We start from the raw sequence: 22,865 nt of genomic DNA on the forward strand, positions 1-22,865 counted from the left end.
GCGGAGTCTTCGATGTTGGAACCGGGTGCTCGTCCCGTACTGCTTTCTGACGTGGCCCTCGCGGGCCTGCGCCGGCGAACCGGCGATTACGGCGACCGGACCGTCGCCGCGGCCTGCGCCGTCGCCCTGTCCTACTGGGCGACCGGCAGGAGCCCCGAAGGAATCGGCCTCACCCCCGCCACCCTGTTCGCCGACGTCCTCGGATGGGTCGACAACAGCGGTCCGGCAGAGGGGAGTTGGGGAGTCGAAGCGGACGGCCGCAGTATCGCCGTACCCGAGGGCGTCACGCCCGCCGAAGCGCAGCTCGCCCTGGACGACCTCGCCGACTTCCCCGACCGGCCCCTCGGCACCATCGGCCCCTCCGGTGTCGCCACGAGGATCGAGGCCCTGGCCCGGTGGAACGACACCGAGGCGGACCGGGTCCGCCCGACCATCGTGGAGATGTTCCGCGAACAGGCACGGGCCCGGCCCGACGCCGTCGCGATCGTCGCCGGCAACCGCACGCTGACCTACCGTCAAGCGGACGCGTACGCAAGTCAGCTGGCGCACCATCTGATCGAGCGCGGACTCACCGCCGAACAGGTCGTCGGTATCTCGCTGGCCCGCTCCGCGGACATGGTCATCGCGCTGCTCGGTGTGCTCCGGGCCGGATGCGCGTTCGTGCCGCTCGATCCGGTGTGGCCCGCCGCGCGCCGGGCCGTCGTCGTCGAGGACGCCGGAGTGGTGCTCCAGCTCAACAGCTCGGGCGAACGCGGCCCGGGCGAGCCGGATGCCGTGGCCGTCGACCTCGACGACTGGGGGTTCGCCTCCCACCCCTCCGAGGGCCCCGATGTCGCCGTCCCCGGCCCCGCCCTGGCGTACGTGATCTTCACGTCCGGCTCGACCGGCCGGCCCAAGGGCGCGATGATCCGCCACGAAGCCATCAGTGAGCGGCTGTTGTGGCAGGTCGACGAGATCCTGCACTTCGGTCACGACGACGCGTCCCTGTTCAAGGCACCGCTGTCCTTCGACATCTCCATCAACGAGATCTTTCTGCCGCTGGTCTGCGGTGGGCGGCTGGTGGTCCTGCGGCCCGGCGGCGAACGCGACCCGCAGCACCTGCTGAGCGTGATCGCCGAACAGCGTGTCACCTTCACCTACCTGGTGTCGTCCATGCTGGACGTCCTGCTGGAGATGGCGGGGGACTCCGGACGGCTCGACAGCCTGCGCCATGTGTGGTGCGGAGGCGAGGTACTGACGCCCGAGCTCTACGAACGCTTCCGTACCCGCCTCGACATCCCCATGTACCACGGCTACGGCCCCGCCGAGACGACGATCGGCGTCTCGCACGTCATCTACCGGGGTGCGGCGGAGCGCCTGTCGACATCGATCGGCAAGGCCAACCCCAACACCCAGTTGTACGTACTGGACGACGAACTGCGCCCCGTCCCGGTCGGGGCCGGCGGCGAACTCTACGTGGGCGGATTCCTCCTGGGGCGCGGCTACGTCAACGCGCCGGGCCTGACCGCGTCCCGCTTCGTGGCGAACCCCTTCGCAGCCGACGGCTCCCGGCTCTACCGGACCGGCGACCTCGCCCGGTTCGCCCCGGACGGCTCTCTGGACTTCCTCGGCAGGGCCGACAACCAGATCAAGATCCGAGGCATGCGCCTGGAGATCGAGGACGTCGAGGCGGGCCTCGCGGAGCATCCCGGCGTACGGCACAGTTGCGTCGTCGCCAGGAAGAACACGGCGGGCGGAACCTATCTGGTGGGCTATGTGATCCCTGCCGCCGGAAGCGAGGACCTGCACGCCGACGAGGTCAGGGCGTGGGCCGACGCGCACATGGTGGAGTACATGGTGCCCACCCACACCGTCGTCATGAAGGAGTTCCCGCTCACCGCCAACGGCAAGCTCGACCGTGCCGCGCTGCCCGAACCCGTGACATCGGCCGGACCGGTCCTCGCGCCCGCCACCGAGGACGAGCGCGTCGTCTGCGCAGCCGTCGCCGCGGTGCTGCGGCTGGACGAGGTCGGCGTCGACCAGGACTTCTTCCGCCTCGGCGGGGACAGCATCCTGGCGATCTCCCTGCTGAGCGCCTTGCGCGAGGCCGGCCTCCATGTCACGGCACGGCAGATCTTCACCCACACCGTCGTCGGCGCCCTCGCCGCGGTCGCGAGCCGCGATGACGTGTCCCCGGCCGAGGACGACGACGTGCCGACCGGTCCCGTCGTGGGATCGCCCATCGTCCAGTGGCTCGGCGGGACCACGGACGCGGTCGACGGCTTCGTGCAGTCGGTGGTGCTCAACACCCCGGCGGACCTGACCGCCGCCGCCCTGGACCAGATCCTCACCGCCCTTGTCCGGCGGCACGACATGCTGCGGGCCGGACTGGTGCGCGGGGAGCGCTGGAGCTTCGACATTCCGGCGCCGGACGACGCCGTCGCCGGGTGGCAGGAGAGCGACCGGCCGCTCGACGCGTGCGTGGCACTCGCCACCGACGGGCTCGACCCGGACAACGGCGTCATGCTGCGCGCCGTCTGGCGGCGCGAGGCACGGCAACTGGTCGTGGTCGTCCATCACGTGGTGGTCGACGGCGTCTCCTGGCGGGTCCTGATGGAGGACCTGGCCACGGCATGGCGTCAGATCACCGCGGGTGAAACGGTCGAACTGCCACCTGTCGGCACGTCGTTCCGGCGCTGGACGGAGCTGCTCGGGCGCACCGCGTTCGACACGGACCGTGCCTACTTCGGCCGCCCCCTGCCCGGGCCGGACGAACCGCTGGGCAGGCGCGCGCTGTCGGAGACCGACACCGTCGCCCAGGAGCGGGTGCGGACCGTGCCGGTCGGTCCCGAGATCACGTCCGCGCTGCTCAGCGAGATCCCCGCGAGGTTCCACGCGGGCGTCAACGACGTGCTGCTGACCGCGCTCGCCGTCGCACTCGCCCGGTGGCGCCGCGACCTCGGCCAGGACCAGACGTTCGCGCACATCGAACTGGAGGGCCACGGCCGCGAGGGACGGTTCGTGGCGGACGAGGCCGGCTTCGAGCCGGAACTCTCGCGGACCGTGGGCTGGTTCACCACCCTCTTCCCGGTGACCGTCGACCCCGGTGCCTCGGCCGACCTCACCTCACCCGCGTACCTGGCCGCCGCGTTGAAGGCGGTCAAGGAAGACCTCGCCCGGGTGCCGAGCAACGGTGTCTCCTACGGCGCCCTGCGGTACCTGGCCGGTGAACGGTTCGAGGCGCCCGCGCCCCAGGTGCTGTTCAACTACCTGGGACGTTTCGACTCGGACACCTCGGGGGACTGGCAGCTCACCGGAACCACGGGACAGCTGGGAGAGAGGCGCGACCCGAGGATGCGCCTGCCGCGCGCCCTGGAGTTCAACCTCATCGCGGAACCGGCGGCGGCCGGCGCCTACGAACTTGTCACCACCATCTCCTGGCCCGACGGCATGTTCACCGACGAGGACATCACGGCCGTCGCCGGATACCTGCGAGAGGCCATGGCAGGACTGGCAGCACTCGAAGAAGGCGGCCACTCGCCCAGCGACTTCGCCCGGGTGCGGCTGACGCAGTTGGATGTCGACGCCCTCGACGGCCCCGCGCTGCACGACATCCTGCCGCTCACCCCGTTGCAGGAAGGCCTGTACTTCCACTCCGTCTACGACGACGACTCGGCCGGCAGCTACGTGGAGCAGCAACTGCTGACACTGGACGGCGAGGTGGACGCCGGACGGCTCGCGGCCGCCGCCACCCGGCTGCTCGCGCTGTACCCCAACCTGGCCGCACGGTTCACGGCCCTCGCCGACGGCCGTGTCGTCTCCGTACTGGAGAGCGGTACCGAAGCACCCTTCACCACGCTGGACCGCCCCGGCATCACCGACGCCGGGATCCGCGAGCACGCCGAGCGGGACCGCCGCGCCGGGTTCGACCTGGCCACCGGTCCGCTGATGCGCTACACGCTCATTCGCGGCGGCTCCGGCCGGAACGTACTGGTGCAGACCGTGCACCACATCATCGCCGACGGCTGGTCGGTGGATCCGATGCTCCGCACGCTGCTGGCCGAGTACCACCGGCCGGGAACCGTCTACCGGGCGGGCGGCTTCCCCGACTACGTGCACTGGCTCGCCGGACGCGACGACGACGAGAGCGACCGCGTCTGGCGTGACCAGCTCGCCGGTCTGCCCGGCCCCTCACTGGTCGCCGAGGGCCACACCCCGTCCGACCGGTTCGCCGACAGGGCCGCGGAGCCCGCGGACGACATCGACGCGGCCGCCCGGTCGGCCGGTGTGCCGCTGAGCGTGGCCGTGCACAGCGCCTGGGCCGTGACGCTCGGCGGCCTCCTGCACGGCAGGGACGTGGTGTTCGGCTCCACGGTGTCCGGACGCGACGCGGATGTCCCCGGCATCGCGGACATGGTGGGCCTGTTCATCAACACGATCCCGGTACGAGCCCGTTGGGATGCGACCACGACGGCCTCCGGCCTGCTCGGCTCGGTGCGGGAGCACCAGAGCGCCGTCCTGCCCCACCAGCACGTCTCGCTGGCGAGGATCACCCGGCAGACAGGCGCCGGTGCCCGCTTCGACACCTTGGTGGTGTTCGACGTGGCGGCCGACGTGACCGCCCTGCGCGGGCCCGGTGACGAACTCGTCATCACCGGCATCGTGAACGAGGGGGCCCCGCACTACCCGTTGACACTGGTGGTCGAGCGCGCCCGCGACGGCCGGCCGCGTTTCAACCTGATCTACGACGGTGAGCTGCTCCGGGAACCGGGCGCCGAGGCGATCCTGCGTACGTTCACCCGTGTCCTCACCGCTCTCCTCACCCGGCCGGACGCCCCGGTCGAGGAGCTGACGGCCGCGCACGACCGGCGGCCCGCACCGGCCACCCCGACGACCCTGGGCGCGCTGTTCGACGCCGCCGCCCTCCGCGACCCTGCCGCGGTCGCCGTCACCCGGTGCGCCCTCGGCGGCGGCGCCGAGTCGCTCACCTACGGCGAACTGGCCTCGGCGAAGGAAGAACTGGCCCAGGTCCTGCGGTCGGCCGGCGTCGGACGGGGCGGACGTGTCGCCGTCGCCGTCCCGCGTTCCGCGGAGCAGGTCGTGGCCCTGGTCGCGATCGTCTCCGCGGGCGGTGCGTACGTACCGCTGGACCTGGCCTACCCGGACGAACGGCTGGAGTACATCCTCGCCGACTCCGCGCCCCAGGCCGTTCTCGTCGATCCCGGGCAACGCGACCGCTTCACCCGCCTGCTGGCCCGGACCGGTGTCCAGGCCCGTGTGCTCGTGCTCGGCGACGAACTGCCGCGGACGGCGGAGCCGGTGCCGGACAGCGCGGCGCCCGACCCGCACGACCCCGCGTACGTGATCTACACGTCCGGATCGACCGGCCGCCCCAAGGGTGTCGTCGTCCCGCACACCGCCGTGGTGACACTCCTCGCGAACACCCGGCCCGGCATGGAGTTCGGCCCGCACGACGTGTGGGTCCAGTTCCACTCGTACTCCTTCGACTTCGCCGTCTGGGAGCTGTGGGGCGCACTGGCGCACGGCGGCGAACTGCTGGTACCGGACCATGCGCTGACGCGTTCCCCGGTCGACTTCCACCAGCTGGTACGCGAGCGCGGAGTGACCGTGCTCAACCAGACTCCCTCAGCCTTCTACCGGTTCGTCGAGGCCGACCGGCACGCCCCCGAACCGGTCACCGCGCTGCGCCGTGTCATCTTCGGCGGTGAGGCACTGGATCCCGCGCGACTGCGCGGCTGGGTCGGGAAGTACGGCACGGCCTCGCCCGAGCTGGTCAACATGTACGGCATCACCGAGACGACCGTCCACGTCACCCACCGGGTGCTCACCGATGAGGACTTCGACGCCGACGTCAGCCCGATCGGCGGGCCGATCCCCGGTCTCGACACCTATCTGCTCGACGACCGGCTCCGGCCGGTGCCGCCCGGCCGGGTGGGCGCCATCTATGTCGCGGGGGACCAGGTGTCCCTCGGCTACCTCGGCAGGCCGGGGCTCACCGCGAGCCGGTTCGTGGCGAACCCGTTCGCGGGCGACGGCTCCCGCATGTACCACACGGGCGACCTCGCCCGCCGGACGCTCGAAGGCGAGCTGGAGTTCGCCGGCCGGGCCGACGACCAGGTCCAGCTCAAGGGCTTCCGGATCGAGCTCGGCGAGGTGGAGTCCGCGGTCAGGGAACTGGACGGAGTCGTCGACGTGGCCGTCACCGTGGCGGACAGCGGCGACCACCTGATCGCACACGTGGTGGGCCGGGCGCCGGGCGACCTCACCGGCCTCCTGGCCGCGAAGCTGCCCGCGCACATGGTGCCGGGCCGGGTGGTGACGGTCGACGCGCTGCCCCTGACGGTCAACGGAAAGCTGGACCGCAGGGCCCTGACCGCGCACGCCGCGGCGGACACCGTCCAGGAGGCCCCGGCCGGCTCCGTGCTCGCCGCGCTGACCGGCATCTTCGGCGAGACCCTTCCGGGCTCGGACGCGGACGCCGACACCGACTTCTTCATGGCCGGCGGCGACAGCATTCTCGCCATCACCGTCATCAACCGGGCCAGGGCCCTCGGGCTGTCGATCGCACCCCGGGACGTCTTCCTCTTCAAGACCCCGCGCGCACTCGCCGGGGAGCTGGAGTCGCGTACGCCGCAGACCTCGGCCGTCGCACCCGTCCGTCATGAGGACGGCCCGCTGCTCCCGACGCCGGTCATCCTGCGCAGGCGGGAACTGGGCGGCCCGCTCGCCCGGTTCGCCCAGGCCAGGTCGCTGGTGGTCCCCGAGGGCGCCGGACTCGCCGACGTCGAACGCGCCGCGAACGCCGTCGTGGCCGCGCACCCGGTTCTCCGGCTGACGCTGGAGGTCGAGCACGGTGTGTGGGCCCTGCGCACCGGGCCAGGCCGTGAGGTCTCCGTCGTCACGACGGACACGGACGACGTGACGGCCGCGGCGAACGAGGCCGCGGGGCGCCTGGACCCCGAGACCGGGAACGTCATCGCCTTCTCCTGGCTCGCGGCGAGCCGGACCCTGGTGGTCGCCGTGCACCACCTCGCCGTCGACGCGGTGTCGTGGCTGATTCTGCTGGACGACCTGGCCACCGCACTGAGCGGGGCGCCCCTGGCGCCGCCGACCACGTCCTACGCCGAGTACGCCGAAGCGATGGGCGCCAGGTCCGCCGAGGTGACCGGAGTGGGCGACTGGCTCACGACGCTGGAGGCGCCCGCGCTGCTGCCCTCCGTCGGGGGCCTGCGCGAGACCACCGTCGTGCTCGCGCCCGAGGTGAGCGACCGGGTGACGCGTACCGCGCCCGCCGTGCTCGGTGTCGGTCTCACCGAGCTGCTGTGCGGCGCGCTCCGCACCGCTCTGACCCGGGTCCAGCCGTCCGCCGGCGATCTCGCGGTCGACCTGGAGCGGCACGGACGCATCCCCGTGCGGGAACACCACGACTACACCCGTACGGTCGGCTGGTTCACCGCCATCGCGCCCGTCCGGCTCACACCGCACACCGACCCCGTCGAAGCGGCGCGCGAAGTCGCCGCACGTCAGCCGGACGAGGACGGGCACGTCGCCTACGGCCGGCTCAGGTACCTCAATCCGCAGACCGCCCCGCTGCTGACGGGCCGGCCGCAGGTGCTGTTCAACTACCTCGGCAGGGGCGGCGAGTCCCAGGCCCCGCACATCACCGGCTCGGAAGGGAGCAGTCCGTACGCCGTCGAGGTCAACGCCTGGACCGACGACACCACCGGCAGCCTGCACGCGGCCTTCACCCTCGCCGACGGCATCCCCGACGACATCACCCGGCACTGGCACAGCGCGCTGGAGCACATCGCGGACGCCGCCACGACGGCGGAGCGCACCGCACCGGTCACCCCCCTCCAACGGGGTCTGTACTTCCAGGCCCAGCTGGCGGGCACGGCCGGACACTATGTCGCGCAGAGCTACTTCACCTTCGACCGCCGCCTGGACGCCGAAGCCCTGTCCGATGCCATGGCGTACGTGATCGCCCGGCACCCGGTCGTGGGCGCGGGCTTCACCACCGACGACCGGGGAAACCCGGTCCAGGTCCTCAAGGCGGGCCGGCGCGTCGGGGTCCGCACGGTCACCCTGGCGACGGAAGCCGAGGCCGACGCCCTGCGCGACAGGGACCGCGACACCGGATTCGACCCCGGTGAGCCGCCCCTGGTCCGGCTCACCGTGATGCGTCTGCCCGACGGCCGCGACCGCCTGCTGCTGAGCTACCACCTCCTGCTGTGGGACGGCTGGTCACGCGAGATCCTGCTGCGGGACCTGTTCGACGCCTACCGGGCCGTCCTCGCGGGCGAACCCCTGGACGCGAGCCCGCTCACGCCCGGTTTCGAGGACTACGCCCGTACGCTCGCCGCGAAGGACCAGGCCGCGGCGGAGCGCTTCTGGGCGGACCATCTCGAAGGTCTCAGCGGCCCCACCCTGCTCGCCGGACCGAATCCGGCCGTCACGGACGAACTGCCGCACGCGATCGTGCACACCATGTCCGCCGAGCTGTCGGAACTCCTGCGGGACGCGGCCAGGGCGCACGGCGTCACGTTGAACACGGTGCTGACCGGGGCGTTCGGCCTCCTGCTGGGCGCGCACACCGGCCGCGGCGACGCGGTGTTCGGCGTGACCGTCTCCGGCCGTGAGGGCGAGGGACTGTCCGGGATCGTCGGAGTGCTGCTCAACACCGTGCCCATGTGGACGCGGGCCCGGCCCGACGACACCGTCGGCGCGTACCTGACGGCCGTCCAGGCGGCCAGGGTCGAGGCGATGGAGCATGAGCACCTGGGGCTCGGCGAGATCCAGCGGGCCGCCGGACACGACGCCCTGTTCGACAATCTGTTCGTGCTCCAGAACTTCCTGGACCTGGACGCGTTCGCCGAGATGAACGCCAGGCACGGCATCACCTCGGTGCGGGCCGACGACTCCACCCACTACCCGTTCACCTGGGTCGTCACGCCCGGCGAGCTGCTCACCGTCAAGCTGGAGCACCGCGACGACGACCCCGCGAACGCCCGCCGCCTCCTCGCCGGATACCTGCGCGTGCTGGAGGACCTGGCCGCGGCGACCGGCCCGGTCGGAGCCCTGCCGGGCGTGGCACCGGAGCCCGGCCCCACCACCCGTACGGACATCGGGACGGACACCGTCGTCGACCGGTTCGACCGGGCGGCGGACCGCGATCCGCAGCGGGTCGCCCTGGTCGCCCACGGCTCGGCCATGACGTTCGCCCAGCTCCGGGACCGCAGCCGGGCGGTGGCGGGTGTGCTCGCCCGGCGCGGCATCGGGCCGGAGCGGACCGTGGCCCTCGCGATCCCGCGTTCGCTCGACTCGATCGTGGCGCTGTTCGCGGTGCTGAGGGTCGGAGCCGCCTATGTGCCCCTGGAGCTCGATCACCCGGACGAGCGGATCGCCGCGATCGTCGACGAGGCCCGGCCCGACGTGACCCTCACGGTGAGCGCGGTGTCCTCGCGGCTGACCGGTGACCTGATCGAGCTGGACCGGCCGCTGCCCGATGCCGCACCGTACCGGACGTTCGCGCCGGACGATCCGGACCGTCTGCGCCATCCCGCGTACACGATCTTCACCTCCGGCTCGACCGGCAGGCCCAAGGGTGTGGTGACCGAGTACGCGGGCCTCACCAACATGCTGATCAACCATCAGCGCCGCATCTTCGAACCGGTACTGGCACAGCACGGACACCGGGTCTTCAAGATCGCGCACACCGTGTCGTTCGCCTTCGACATGTCGTGGGAGGAGCTGCTGTGGCTCGCCGACGGCCACGAGGTGCACATCTGCGACGAGGAACTGCGCCGCGACGCGCCCCGGCTGGCCGCGTACTGCCTGGAGCACGGCATCGACGTCATCAACGTGACGCCGACGTACGCGCGACAACTGGTGGACGAGGGACTGCTCGACCACCCCGGACGGCGGCCGGCACTGGTGCTGCTGGGCGGTGAGGCCGTCACCCCGGCCCTGTGGCAGCGGCTGGCGGAGACCGAGGGGACGGCCGGCTACAACCTGTACGGACCCACCGAGTACACCATCAACACCCTCGGCGTCGGCACCTTCGAGTGCGCGGACCCGGTGGTGGGCGTCGCGATCGACAACACCGAGGTGTACGTCCTGGACCCGTGGCTGCGGCCCCTGCCGGACGGGGTCCCCGGCGAACTGTACGTATCGGGCATCGGCATCGCGCGCGGCTACCTCGGGCAGCAGGCGCAGACGGCGCACCGGTTCGTCGCGTGCCCGTTCGGCGCACCCGGAGAGCGCATGTACCGCACCGGGGACCTGGTGACCCGGCGGCCCGACGGGAACTTGATGTACCTGGGCCGCACCGATCAGCAGGTCAAGATCCGCGGCCACCGGGTCGAGCCGGGCGAGGTCGAGGCCGCGTTCGCCGCGCACCCGGCGGTGCGGTTCGCCGCCGCCGTCGCCCAGCCCGACCCGCAGGCCGACGGTGCGTACCGGCTGGCCGCCTATCTGGTGCTCGACGGCTCCGGCCTGGCGTCCGTCGCCGCCGAAGTGTGCGCCGCGCTGCCGGACTTCCTGCGCCCCACGCACTACGCGCAGGTCGACCGCATCCCCCTGACCGTGAACGGGAAGGCCGACACGAAGGCGCTCCCGGAGGCCAGGCCCCTGGGCGTGCTCACCACGGTGGCCGAACGCCCGCCGGAGACCGACACCGAGATCATGGTGTGCGAGGTCTTCGCCGAAGCCCTGGACCTGGACGACGACGAGGTGAGCGCGGTGAGTGACTTCGTGTCCCTCGGCGGGCACTCCATGCTGGCGGTGCGGCTGATCGGGCTGCTCCGCCGGGAGTACGGTCCAGTGATCACCATCCGCGACCTGCTCACCCTGCGAACCCCCGAAGCGATTGCCGGTCACCTCGATGCGAACTCCTGAAACCCGCCACCCCCTCCGGGGATCCGGCATCCTCCGGACCGCGCTGCGCCGCAACATCGGCGCCATGGTCTGGGGCACCCTCCTCATGGGCCTGTACCAGGCGGGCGAGACCGCCTTCCCCATCGCGCTCGGCCTGATCGTCGAGCACACGCTGCAGGACCGGAGCCCCGGTTCGCTCGGGGTGGCGATCGGCGCCCTGGCCGTGATCATCACGACCGTTTCGCTGTCGTGGCGGTTCGGGATGCGCGTCCTCCAGAAGGCCAACACGACCGAGGCGCACCGCTGGCGGGTGCAGGTCGCGGAGTGCGGACTCCAGCCGGTGGACCGGGACATCGATCTGAAGTCCGGTGAGGTGCTGACCATCGCCACCGAGGACGCCGACTCGACCGCCGACATCATCGAGGTGGTGCCGTTGCTGATCAGTTCGCTGGTCGCGGTGGTGGTCGCGGCTGTCGCGCTGGGGCTGGCGGACCTCCGGCTGGGACTGCTGGTCATCATGGGGACGGTGGTGATCCTGACGATCCTGAGTGTGATGTCCAAGCGGATCGGCGCCAGTACCCAGGAACAGCAGGCCCGGGTGGCGCGAGCAGGCGCGAAGGTCGCCGACCTGATCACCGGCCTGCGCCCGCTGCACGGATTCGGCGGCAACCACGCGGCGTTCGCGTCCTACCGCAAGGTCAGCACGGAGGCGAAGCACCAGGCGATCACCGTCGCCAGGGTGAACGGTGCGTACGCCGGCACCGCGCAGGCACTCAACGCGGTCCTCGCCGCAGCCGTGACCCTGACGGCGGGTGCGCTGGCCTTCGACGGGCAGATCACCATCGGGGAACTCGTCATGGCGGTGGGCCTCGCGCAGTTCATCATGGAACCGCTGAAGATGTTCTCGGAGATGCCCAAGTACGTGATGATGGCGCGCGCGTCGGCCGAGCGCATGGCCCTGGTACTGGCGGCACCCGCGGTGACCACGCCGGGGCCCCGGCGCCCGGCCGGGGGTGGGGACCTGGAGATCGACGGCGTCCGGTACGGGACGCTGCGCGCTCTTGAACTGCGCGTGTCGGCAGGTGAGTTCGTCGCCATTGCTGCCTACCAGCCCCGCGCGGCGGCGGACTTCGTGTCGGTCCTGGCCATGAACGTCCCGCCGCACGCCTACGAGGGAGCGGTACGGATCAGCGGGCAGGAGCTCGCGGACCTGTCGGTCGAGGCGGTCCGTGAGCACATGCTGGTGAACCCGTACGACGCGGAGATCTTCGCGGGCACCCTCCGTACGAACATCGATCCGGCGGGTACCAGCCGGATGGTTCCCGAGGCGGTCGAGGCGTCCCTGCTGACCGATGTCGTCGCCCTGCACCGGGCGGGGCTCGATCACGGGGTCCGCGACCGGGGCGCGAACCTGTCCGGCGGGCAGCGTCAACGGCTGTCCCTGGCACGCGCCCTGGCCGCCGACACCGACGTCCTGGTGCTGCACGACCCGACCACGGCCGTCGACGCGGTCACCGAGCAGCTGATCGCGCGCAACCTCGTGAAGCTGCGACGGGGCCGGACCACTGTCGTGATCACCAGCAGCCCGGCCGTGCTGGATGCCGCCGACCGGGTCCTCGTGCTGGACGACGGCGTCATCACCGCCGAGGACACCCACCGCAACCTGCTTGCCACCGACGAGGCCTACTGCCTGGCGGTGGCAAGGTAGACGAGGCCTACTGCCTGGCGGTGGCGGAGCGGAGGCTGTCAGCCGAGCGTCCAGGCGACGTCCCTCAGGAGGGCGTGCCGCCAGCCCGCCCGGTCGTGGCCGGACGCCGACCGTGACACCCGGACGGTCGCGCCCGCCTCTTCGGCCAGGCGCTCGACCGGCTCGCAGTGGGGCAGCATCCCCGTCTCGTGTTCCCCCACGTCGAAGGCGATCCGCAGGCCGGACAGGTCGGGGCGCTCCCCCAGGCGCGCGGCCATGGAGCCGCCGGGCGGGCCGCCGAGGGGATCCGTCAGGTCATGGACTCCGGGCGTCCACCAGAACGACCCCGACTGGCAGGCGACCCGGGAGACGAGTCCCGGGAACTCCAGTGCCGCGTGCAGCGCGCTCAGCCCGCCGAGGCTCTGCCCGGCGACCACCAGCCGGTCCAGGTCCGCGGGCACCCCGGACTCCGCGACCAGGGGCAGCAGTTCGTCCCTGACCGCCTCCCACAGCCCGGATCCGCCGGTGAACTCGGCCGCCCGGTCCTTGGCCGGAAGGAAGACCAGCGTGACGGGCGGCATCTCACCGGCGGCGACGGCCGAGTCGAACGCGGTCATGGCCGGATGAAGGTGCAGCCAGTCGTCCCCGTCGAGGAGCAGGACCAGCGGTCCGCCGCCGCCCGACGGGTGTACGCGCACGGTCCGCCGTCCGCCGAGCCGCTCGCTGGTCCAGCGGAGCCGGGTGCGGGGGAGGGGCAGCACGGCGTCGGCGCCGACGACCGGCCAGTGCGGCTGCGCCGGGGCGTCCGGGGTCGCGGCGAGCGAGCGGTCCGGACCGGCGCCGAGCGGGTTGAACGGGTCGGCGTGCGCCGCGTCGCCCACCAGGAACTGGTAGGTCGCCCACAGCCGTTGAGGCATGGGCACCTGGGCGTACCAGCAGTCGGTGTCGAGCCACCGGAGCAGGGGAACCGGCTCGGGGCGGCTCTCGAAGCCGATGCTCGCGGGGGAGCCGCGCCAGAGGAACAGAGTGGTCCAGCCACCGTCGCCGGCCCGCACCGAAGCGGGCGCCCGCGCGGCTTCCCAGAACGCTTCGGTGCCGGGTGTGCCGGGCAGTCCGTACGCCGCGAAGGCGTCGGCGGTGTGGATCCGTTCGGTCACCGGGGGCATGAACGTCTCCTTGTGAGAGGGAAGGTGAAAAGGCTAAGCTCCATTCAATTAGGGGAGCCTAACCTAAGCTTCTCCTTCCTGGCTCCGGTCTCTCACGTGAACGGGCTCTCCACGCCCGCTCCCGGGGAGACGCCGGCCGGTCCGGCGAACCGACACACATCCTCGACGCGGCTGTCACCGGCCCGTCGGGCCCGAGGAGGTACTGACACATGAGCACCAACCCGTTCGACGACCCCGACGGCCGGTTTCTCGTCCTGGTGAACGACGAGGGCCAGCACTCGCTGTGGCCGTCCTTCGTGGAGGTGCCGGGGGGCTGGACGGTCGCCTTCGACGAGAACACGCGGGAGGCCTGCCTGGACTTCGTCGAGACCCACTGGACCGATCTGCGGCCCCGGTCCCTCGCGGCGTCCTCGGACGTCTGAAACTCCTGCCGGACCGCCACCGCGCCCGCATCCGGGCACGGTGGCGGTCCGCAGTGCTGTCCGTTCGCGGTACCCGGAGAGGAAAGCGTTGACCACGGCCACGCCGAGCCCTGTTTCCGCGGCGCGTGTGAGGCACGCGCCGGTGTTCTCCGTGCGCTTCGGCCGCGCGGAGGATGCTGCCGAACTCGCCGAACTGGCAAGGCCCTTCGTGGGTTCCGGCGCCCTGCGGGAGCGGCCGGTGCCGCTCTACGCCGCCAGTGCGGCCGACTTCCTGGTGGCCGTGGGGCCCGGAGGCCGCCTGGACGGCTGTGTGGCCCTGGGGGTGTACCCGGCCGGTCCGGCCGGGGGCGGCGCACTCGCGGGGGTGCTGTACAACTTCTGTGTGGCCGGGCACCGGCAGGGGCGCGGAGTGGGAGCGGCGCTGCTGCGCACGGCGGTGACGAGGGCGCGTGATCTGTCGCTCGGCGCGCTGTTCACCGCGACGACCGGTGACGGACGGCTTTTCCGGCGCTACGGGTTCACGGAGACGGCCGAGTCCCTGGCGCCCCCGTCCTGGGTGGAGTCACTGGATCCGGGGCGCGGGGCGAGGGTCCTCACGAGGGCTGTGTAGGGCGTCGGCGCCAGGGCGGTATGGCGTGGGGCCCCGGGCGTGGTGGCGCGGTGGCGCCATGGGGTGCCGTGGCTCCCCGTTCCTGGCGCCGCCTGCCGCCTGCCGCCTTCCGCCTGCCGCCTGCCGCCTTCCGCCTTCCGCCTTCCGCTTTGCCGACCTGCCGACCTGCCGCTCTGTCGCCTGGCGCCGGACGCCGGTCCGCGCCCGGCGGTCGCCGACGGTCAGACGTTGCTCAGGCTGCGGTCCGCGCCGGTGCCCCGCGCGGCGACGGTGTCCGGAACGACTGTGGTGCCGGAGCCGTCCTCGCCGAGCACGCCCCGCAGCACCGCGTGCGGCACCCGGCCGTCGAGTACCTGCGCCCGGGGTACGCCACCCCGGACGGCCCGCAGGCAGCCCTCCATCTTCGGCAGCATGCCGCTCGCCAGTCCCGGCATCAGTCCGGCCAGCGCCTCGGCCGTCAGCTGCCCGATCACCTCGGTGCTGCGCGGCCAGTCCGCGTACAGCCCCTCCACGTCGGTGAGCACGACCAGCCGCTCCGCTCCCAGGGCCACGGCCAGCGCCGACGCGGCCAGGTCGGCGTTGATGTTGTAGATCTGTCCGTCGTCGCCCCGGGCCACGGGGGAGACCACAGGGATGTGCCCCTGTTCCAGGAGGGTGCGCATCATGGACGGGTTCACGTCCACGATGTCCCCGACGAGGCCGATGTCCACCGGGCGGCCGTCAACAAGGGCCGGCCGCCGCACCGCCGTCATCGTGTGCGCGTCCTCGCCGGTCATGCCCACGGCGAAGGGCCCATGGGCGTTGATCTGGCCGACCAGTTCCCGCTGGACGCGGCCGGACAGCACCATGCGCACCACTTCCATGGTCTCCGCGGTGGTCACGCGCAGGCCCGACTCGAAGCGGCTCTCCAGCCCGAGGCGGTCGAGCATCGTGCTGATCTGGGGTCCGCCACCATGGACGACGACCGGGCGCAGGCCCGCGTGCCACAGTTCGACGACATCCTGGGCGAAGAGGCGTAGCAGGTCCGCGTCCACCATGGCGTTGCCGCCGAACTTGACGACGACCGTGCGGTGTTGTGGTTCCAGGGTTCCGGTCGGTGACCCTGTGCGCGAAACCCCAACCGCGTCCGCAACCGCAACCGCGTCCGCAACCGCATCAGCGTCCGCGTCCTCATGCGCGTCCTCCCGCGCATGCGGGTCCGAGCGCTCTGTGATGACCGGTCTCATCTCTTCTCCACCCCATTTGAAGTTAGCTAAGCCTAACCTGAGTTACCGGGTCCTTGGCGGGGATCCGGCATCCCGCCCAGCCGTACGACGCGACGCTCGGTCCCGGTCGCCGGCGCAGCTGCGGCACGGGCCCCGGCCGGGGCGGTTCCACTCCGTTTGCGGAGCTTCGGACATCGGGTTTGAGTGGGAGAACCCCCTTGCCCGTCAGGAGCTGACATGTCGATGGCGTTCGGTTCACCCTTCGGTTCGTCCGACCCCTTCAGCGAGATGCTCGACCGCTTCTTCGGTACGTCACCGGCATCGTCGCCACCTGCCGTGCAGCGAGTGCCCATCGGCCGCCTTCTCACGGAGTCGTCGCACGAACTTCTCGGTCTGGCCACGCAGAAGGCGACGGAGAACGGGACATCCGACCTCGACACGGAACACCTCCTGTGGGCGGCCACTCAGGTGGACCCCGCGCGGCGACTCCTCGCCCAGGCCGGTGTCGATGTCGACACGCTGGCTGCCCGGATCGCCGAGGTGCTGCCCCGGGAGGCGGGCGAACCGTCGGCGGAGCCCGGACTGACACCGGCGGCCAAGCGCACCCTCGCCGCCGCCTACGCCGGCTCGCAGGCGGCGGGAGTGTCCTACATCGGCCCCGAGCACATCCTCGGCGCGCTGCTGGAGGACCCCGACTCCGGTGCCACCCGGTTCCTGCGCGCCGAGGACATGGACGCCCAGAAGCTGCGGGGCCGCACCGAGCAGGCGGCCCGGGCGGACGGCGCGCCCGCCGCCGGACGAGAGCCCTCGACGACCCTGGACGAGTTCGGCCGCGATCTGACGGAGGAGGCGAAGGCGGGCCGGCTCGACCCCGTCGTCGGCCGGGCCGAGGAGATCGAGCAGACCATCGAGATCCTCTCGCGGCGCTCCAAGAACAACCCGGTGCTCATCGGGGAACCCGGAGTGGGCAAGACCGCCATCGTGGAAGGGCTGGCCCAGCGCATCGTGGCCGACGAAGTACCCGAATCCCTGAAGGGCAAGAGGGTCGTCTCGCTCGACATGTCCGGCATGGTGGCCGGTGCGCAGTACCGCGGCCAGTTCGAGGAGCGGCTGAAGAAGGTCATCGAGGACGTCCAGGCGTCCGGCGGCGACATCATCCTCTTCATCGACGAGCTGCACACGGTCGTCGGCGCGGGCGCGACCGGCGAGGGTGCGATGGACGCGGGCAACATGCTCAAGCCAGCGCTCGCACGCGGAGAGCTCCATGTGGTGGGTGCGACGACGATCGACGAGTACCGCAGGCACATCGAAAAGGACGCCGCCCTCGAACGCCGCTTCCAGCCCGTTCTCATCCCCGAGCCGAGCGTCGAGGAAGCGGTGCAGATCCTCGAAGGACTGCGTGACGCGTACGAGGCACACCACCAGGTCCGATTCGCCGACGGAGCCCTGACCGCGGCTGCCGAACTCTCCGACCGCTACATCAGCGACCGGTTCCTGCCGGACAAGGCGATCGACCTGATGGACCAGGCGGGCGCCCGGGTACGGCTGCGCAGCGCCGGCCGTTCCACCGAGGTCGTCAGCCGTGAGGACCGCCTCGCGAAGCTGCGCCGCGAGAAGGACCAGGCCGTCGCCGGCGAGGAGTTCGAGAAGGCATCGGAGCTGAAACGGCAGATCGCCGGAGTGGAGGGGGAGCTCGCGGGCATCGAGGAGCGCCGCGAGGGCGTCGTCTCCGTCACCGCCTCCGACATCGCCGACATCGTGTCCCGACGCACGGGGATCCCGGTCTCCCAGCTCACCGCCAGCGAGAAGGAGAAGCTCCTCGGGCTGGAGGAGGAGATGCACGCCAGGATCGTCGGCCAGGACGAGGCGGTCACCGCTGTCTCCGAAGCCGTGCGGCGCAACCGCGCCGGCATGGGGGACCCGAACCGCCCGGTGGGATCGTTCCTCTTCCTGGGACCGACGGGCGTGGGCAAGACCGAACTCGCCAAGACCCTCGCCGAACTGCTCTTCGGCGAGGAGGGCCGCATGATCCGGTTCGACATGAGCGAGTTCCAGGAGAAGCACACGGTCGCCCGGCTCGTCGGCGCGCCTCCCGGATACGTCGGCTACGAAGAGGCCGGCCAGCTCACCGAGAAGGTCCGCCGCATGCCGTACAGCGTGGTGCTGTTCGACGAGGTGGAGAAAGCGCATCCCGATGTCTTCAACACGCTGCTCCAGATTCTCGACGACGGCCGTCTGACGGACGCGCAGGGACGCACCGTCGACTTCCGCCACTGTGTGGTCATCATGACGTCCAACATCGGCGCCCACCGCATCCTCGCCCACCAGGGCGATGCCGCCGAGCTCAAGGACGAGCTGATGGACGATCTCCGGGGACGGTTCCTGCCCGAGTTCCTCAACCGGATCGACGACATCATCATCTTCCACAGCCTCACCGAGGAAGACCTGTCCGAGATCGTCGAACACCTCCTGGACCGGAGCAAGCACCGGGTCCGGGCGCAGGGCCTGACGCTGGAAGTGACCGAAGCCGCGAAGAAGTTGCTGGTCGCCCATGGCTACCAGCCGGAGTTCGGCGCCAGGCCGCTGCGCCGTACGATCCAGACGGAACTCGACAACCGGATCGCCTCGCTGCTCCTGAGCGGTGAGAGCGGTCCCGGGGACACGATCGTCGCCGATGTGCGGGACAACTCGCTCCACTGCACAGTGCGCAAGGACGGGTCCGGGAACGGAGAGGAGCGGCAGGATGCCACCGGGGGCGGTACCGCCGCGTAGCACCACCCGGTGGTCCTCTGCCGTGACGTGTGTCCGCGTGCGGTGCGGAACGGGCGGCGGTTCCGAGGGCGACGTCGGGGTGCCGGAGCCTTCCGGGCCGGTCGTACGGCCGGCCGCCGCTCCGTGGCCGCGTGCTACGTTCGCGTCATCGGACGACCGGGGGCACGTGGTGGCGGAAGCGGGCGGGCGGCAGCCGGGATCGCGGCTGCGGAGGCAGCCTCAGCAGGCCCGCAGCCGGGCCCGGGTCGAGGCCGTCCTCGCGGCGGCCGACCGGATCCTGTCCCAGGAGGGGTACGAGGCGCTGACGATGCGGCGGATCGCCGAGGAGGCAGGCATTCCGGTCGGCAGCATCTACCAGTTCTACGCGGACAAGAGCGCCATCGTGGACGCGCTGGGCCAGCGGTATCTCGATGCCTTCAAGTCCGCCATCGACGACCTTGTCGACCGTGCGGTCGAGGGTGAACTGGCCGACCCGGTCGGCACGATGGTCGGCGTCTACGCCGAGCTCGTCCGGTCCCAGACGGGTGGTATGGCTCTGTGGGCCGGGCGGCACCTCAGTCCCGAGCTCGCACGGGCCGACGAGGCGAGCAACACACACATCGCCGAGGGGCTGCGGCGCATCATGGAGCACCTGACCGGCGGGCCGGGCGGTCACCGGGCGCAACGGGCTGCGCGGATGGTGGTGTGGTCCGCCAACGCGGTGCTGCACGAGGTGTTCAGGAGTGATGGCGAACCGGACCTGGAAACCGTCGACGAGCTCAAGCGGATGCTGAACGCCTACTGGGAGGACCTGCGCGGCCGGCTGATGGCCGGGGAGGAGTGAACCGGGGCGGTCAGCGGCTCGCCGGATCCCGGGCCGTGCGCCCGTAACGCCCGCCGCCACCGCCGACCGGTCCGCGCCCCGGGTGTCCTGACACCGGCAGCCTGTCCCTGCCCGACTCTGCCCGGCCGCCGTGCGGGCCTGCCCGGCCGAGCGGAAGCCCCTCCGTCAGGCGCCGAAACCGGACCCGCCGGGCCGGGCGCACCGTGCTCCGTCGCCGGCCGGGATCCGCAGCGTGTTCCGTGCTCTCTGCCGCGGTGCCCGCCGCGTCCGGGCGGAGCATTTCCTCGCCCGACGCCAGGTCGTGGTCGGGCCGGGCCGGGTCGGACCCATAGAACATGAACGACAGTTCATGTTATCGTGCGGCCCACCTCGGGCGGCGCGTCCCGGTCCGGAACAGCCTTTCCCCAGGCTGCCGTTGGAGGTGAAGAGCGGCCGCCGGAAGCGGCCCGGAACCGCGCGCGGGCGGCCGGACCCGGGTGACTCGCGCATCACCGATGAAGGCAGGCGCCAGTGACGACGAGCTCCACCGATGCCACCCGGATTCCCCGGCTCCCGGACGGGTTCTCATGGGGTGCCTCGACCTCCGCGTACCAGATCGAGGGCGCCGCCGACGAGGACGGCAAGGGGGCCTCCGTCTGGGACACGTTCGTGCGGCGCCCCGGGGCCGTACGCGACGGTCACACCGGTGACATCGCCTGCGACCACCACCACAGGTTCGGCGAGGACGTCGCACTGATGCGCCGGCTCGGGCTCGACGCGTACCGCTTCTCGGTCTCCTGGTCACGCGTCCTGCCCACCGGGGCGGGCAAGGCCGAGCCACGTGGGCTGGACTTCTACGACCGCCTGGTCGACGCATTGCTCGACGCCGGGATCGAGCCCATACCCACCCTGTTCCACTGGGACCTGCCACAGGCCCTGGAGGACGGGGGCGGATGGCTGGACCGAGGGACCGCCTACCGGTTCGCCGAGTACGCGGCGGTGGCCGGGGAACGGCTGGGCGACCGGGTCAAGCGGTGGATCACCCTGAACGAGCCCTTCGTCCACATGGCTTACGGCTATGCCTTCGGCGTCCACGCCCCGGGCCGCGCACTGATGCTGGACGCGCTGCCTGTCGCACACCACCAGCTGCTCGGCCACGGCCTCGCGACCGCGGCGCTGCGAGCAGCCGTTCCGGGCGGGCGGATAATGATCGCCAACAACTGCACACCCGTCCGTCTGCGCCACGACAACCGGCAGGAGAAAGAAGAGGCGGCGGCCTCCGCCTATGACGCTTTGCACAACCGGCTTTTCAACGATCCTCTGCTGCTGGCGAGTTACCCCGACCTGTCGGCCTACGGCATGACGGACCCGACGTGGAGAGGTGTCGTGCACGAGGGCGATCTCGCCACGATCGCCGCCCCGTTGGACGGGCTGGGCGTCAACTACTACAACCCTACCTGGGTCACCGCTCCGGCCGACCCCGCCGCCGTGCTCCCCTTCGACCTGGCCGAACCCGTGGAGCCGTACGAGCGGACCGCGTTCGGCTGGCCCGTGGTCCCCGAGGGGCTCACGGAACTGCTCACCGGCCTCCGGGCCCGCTACGGCGACAGCCTTCCGCCGGTGTGGATCACCGAGAACGGCTGCTCGCAGCCGGCCGGGCTCGATGACCGGGCACGCATCGAGTACCTCGCCGGACATGTCTCCGCGATCGCCCGCGCCGTGTCCCTCGGGGTGGACGTGCGCGGCTACTTCACCTGGTCGCTGCTCGACAACTTCGAGTGGGCCGAGGGCTATCACCAGCGTTTCGGCCTGGTCGAGGTCGACTTCACCACCCGACTCCGCACTCCCCGCGCGAGCTTCGCGTGGTACCGCGACCTGATCGCCTCCCAGCGGTCCTGAGCGACGGAGCCGTCATGTCCCACGCCTCCGCAGCGGACGACGCCGCCGTCTTCGCCGAGCCCGCGGCCCCGGTCGGGACCGGATGGACGGTGAACCTCTCGCTGGCCACACTGGCCGTCTTCATGGCGTTCATGACGCCCATTCAGATTCTGCTGCCCCTTCAGCTGGAGCACATCGACCCGCACGACAAGAACGACGCGCTCTCGCTCGTCACCGGCCTCGGCGCGCTCGTCGCGGTGCTCGCCAACCCGCTCGCCGGCGCGTGGTCGGACCGCACCACGAGCCGGTTCGGCCGCCGCCGGCCCTGGATCCTCGGCGGCGCACTCGCCGGGGCGGCGGGCCTGGCGGTCACCGCCACCCAGCACACCGTGGCCGGGGTCGCCGTCGGCTGGTGCCTGGCGCAGGCGGGCCTGAACGCGATGCTGGCCGGGGTCACCACCCCGATCGCCGACCGTGTGCCTCTCACCCAGCGCGCCCAGGTCTCCGGCTGGACCGGCCTCACACAGTCCTTCGGCCTCGTACTCGGCGCGCTGATCACCACACTGCTGATCACGGGCGTCCGCTCCGGTTACGTCACCCTCGCCGTGCTCACCGTCGCACTCGCCCTCCCCTTCGTGCTCCGCCACTCCGAGCCGCCGCTGCCCCGGGCGCTGCGCCCCGCCTTCGACGCCCGGGTCTTCGCCCGCTCGCTCTGGGTGAGTCCCCGGCGGCACCCCGACTTCGGCTGGGCCTGGCTCACCCGGTTCCTGATCAACCTCGGCAACGCCCTGGGCACCCTCTACCTGTTCTACTTCCTCGCCGACGCCGTCCACTACGGCGACCCCGGCACAGGCGTGCTGGTCCTCACGGTGATCTACACGCTCTGCGCCGCGCTCACCGCCGTCCCCGCCGGGATGCTGTCCGACCGTATGGGCCGCCGCAAGATCTTCGTCTTCCTCTGTTCGCTCGTCATGGCCGCAGCGGCGGTGCTGCTCTCCCTGATCCACACCTGGCCGTCCGCCATCGCGGCCGCGGCCGTCCTCGGGGCGGGATACGGCATCTACCTCTCGGTCGACCAGGCCCTGGTCACCCAGGTCCTGCCCGAGGCCACCGACCGCGCCAAGGACCTCGGTGTCATCAACATCGCCAACTCCGGTCCCCAGGTCCTCGCCCCAGCCGTGGCGTCACCGGTCATCGCCCACCTCGGGGGTTACACGGGCCTCTATCTCGCCGCCGCCGCGGTCATCCTCCTCGGCGGTCTCCTCGTCAACCGCATCCGGGGCGTGGCCTGACGGGCAGCCTGACCCGCAGGCTGTGCGGCGGTCGTGGCCGCTGCGCCGACAGCTGACGTCGCCATCAACTATTCCTGATAGCAAGCGAGTTCATTAAACATGAGAAATTCTCATGTTTCTCTGTCCGGAGCGTTGACTCCTTCGGCGAGGGTCGCG

Annotated in this window: 10 protein-coding genes; 8 read left to right on the forward strand and 2 right to left on the reverse strand. The window is 71.5% G+C overall.

Going from position 1 to position 22,865, the window contains the following annotated elements; all coding sequences use genetic code 11:
• Positions 1-12: 12 nt before the first annotated feature.
• Together ACZ4LX_RS08815 and ACZ4LX_RS08820 are read left to right on the forward strand one after the other, a co-directional pair.
• Positions 13-10,896, forward strand: coding sequence for an amino acid adenylation domain-containing protein (locus ACZ4LX_RS08815; protein ID WP_467642466.1), 10,884 nt, complete (start codon positions 13-15; stop codon positions 10,894-10,896).
• Positions 10,883-12,583: an ABC transporter ATP-binding protein gene (locus ACZ4LX_RS08820; RefSeq protein WP_467642468.1), complete on the forward strand. Its 1,701-nt coding sequence runs from the start codon at positions 10,883-10,885 to the stop codon at positions 12,581-12,583. Before ACZ4LX_RS08815 ends, ACZ4LX_RS08820 begins: the two co-directional genes overlap by 14 nt.
• A 38-nt stretch (positions 12,584-12,621) precedes the next feature.
• Here the strand turns inward: ACZ4LX_RS08820 and ACZ4LX_RS08825 are convergent, their stop codons facing one another.
• On the reverse strand, positions 12,622-13,728 hold the full coding sequence (locus ACZ4LX_RS08825) for an alpha/beta hydrolase-fold protein (protein WP_467642470.1): 1,107 nt from the start codon (positions 13,726-13,728) through the stop codon (positions 12,622-12,624).
• A gap of 209 nt (positions 13,729-13,937) precedes the next feature.
• Here ACZ4LX_RS08825 and ACZ4LX_RS08830 point away from each other — a divergent pair, with 209 nt between their 5' ends.
• Positions 13,938-14,150, forward strand: a complete 213-nt coding sequence (locus ACZ4LX_RS08830) for an MbtH family protein (RefSeq protein WP_467642472.1) — start codon at positions 13,938-13,940, stop codon at positions 14,148-14,150.
• Between the two features lie 88 nt (positions 14,151-14,238).
• A complete protein-coding gene (locus ACZ4LX_RS08835; RefSeq protein WP_467642474.1) occupies positions 14,239-14,760 on the forward strand; it encodes a GNAT family N-acetyltransferase in 522 nt (173 codons plus the stop codon).
• A gap of 221 nt (positions 14,761-14,981) precedes the next feature.
• On the opposite strand, the gene argB is transcribed toward ACZ4LX_RS08835, so the two are convergent.
• Positions 14,982-15,797: an acetylglutamate kinase gene (gene argB, locus ACZ4LX_RS08840; RefSeq protein WP_467642597.1), complete on the reverse strand. Its 816-nt coding sequence runs from the start codon at positions 15,795-15,797 to the stop codon at positions 14,982-14,984.
• Between the two features lie 405 nt (positions 15,798-16,202).
• On the opposite strand from argB, the gene ACZ4LX_RS08845 reads away from it, so the two are divergent.
• The 4 genes from ACZ4LX_RS08845 to ACZ4LX_RS08860 all read left to right on the forward strand — a co-directional run bounded on the left by ACZ4LX_RS08845 (position 16,203) and on the right by ACZ4LX_RS08860 (position 22,709).
• On the forward strand, positions 16,203-18,737 hold the full coding sequence (locus ACZ4LX_RS08845; protein WP_467642476.1) for an ATP-dependent Clp protease ATP-binding subunit: 2,535 nt from the start codon (positions 16,203-16,205) through the stop codon (positions 18,735-18,737).
• A 166-nt stretch (positions 18,738-18,903) separates the two neighbouring features.
• Positions 18,904-19,560, forward strand: a complete 657-nt coding sequence (locus tag ACZ4LX_RS08850; RefSeq protein WP_467642478.1) for a TetR/AcrR family transcriptional regulator — start codon at positions 18,904-18,906, stop codon at positions 19,558-19,560.
• A 510-nt stretch (positions 19,561-20,070) separates the two neighbouring features.
• On the forward strand, positions 20,071-21,438 hold the full coding sequence (locus ACZ4LX_RS08855; RefSeq protein ID WP_467642480.1) for a GH1 family beta-glucosidase: 1,368 nt from the start codon (positions 20,071-20,073) through the stop codon (positions 21,436-21,438).
• A gap of 14 nt (positions 21,439-21,452) precedes the next feature.
• Entirely contained in the window at positions 21,453-22,709 is a 1,257-nt protein-coding gene (locus ACZ4LX_RS08860) for an MFS transporter (protein WP_467642482.1), read from the forward strand.
• Positions 22,710-22,865 lie beyond the last annotated feature (156 nt).

Source organism: Streptomyces sp. NPDC026062, from assembly GCF_055568375.1.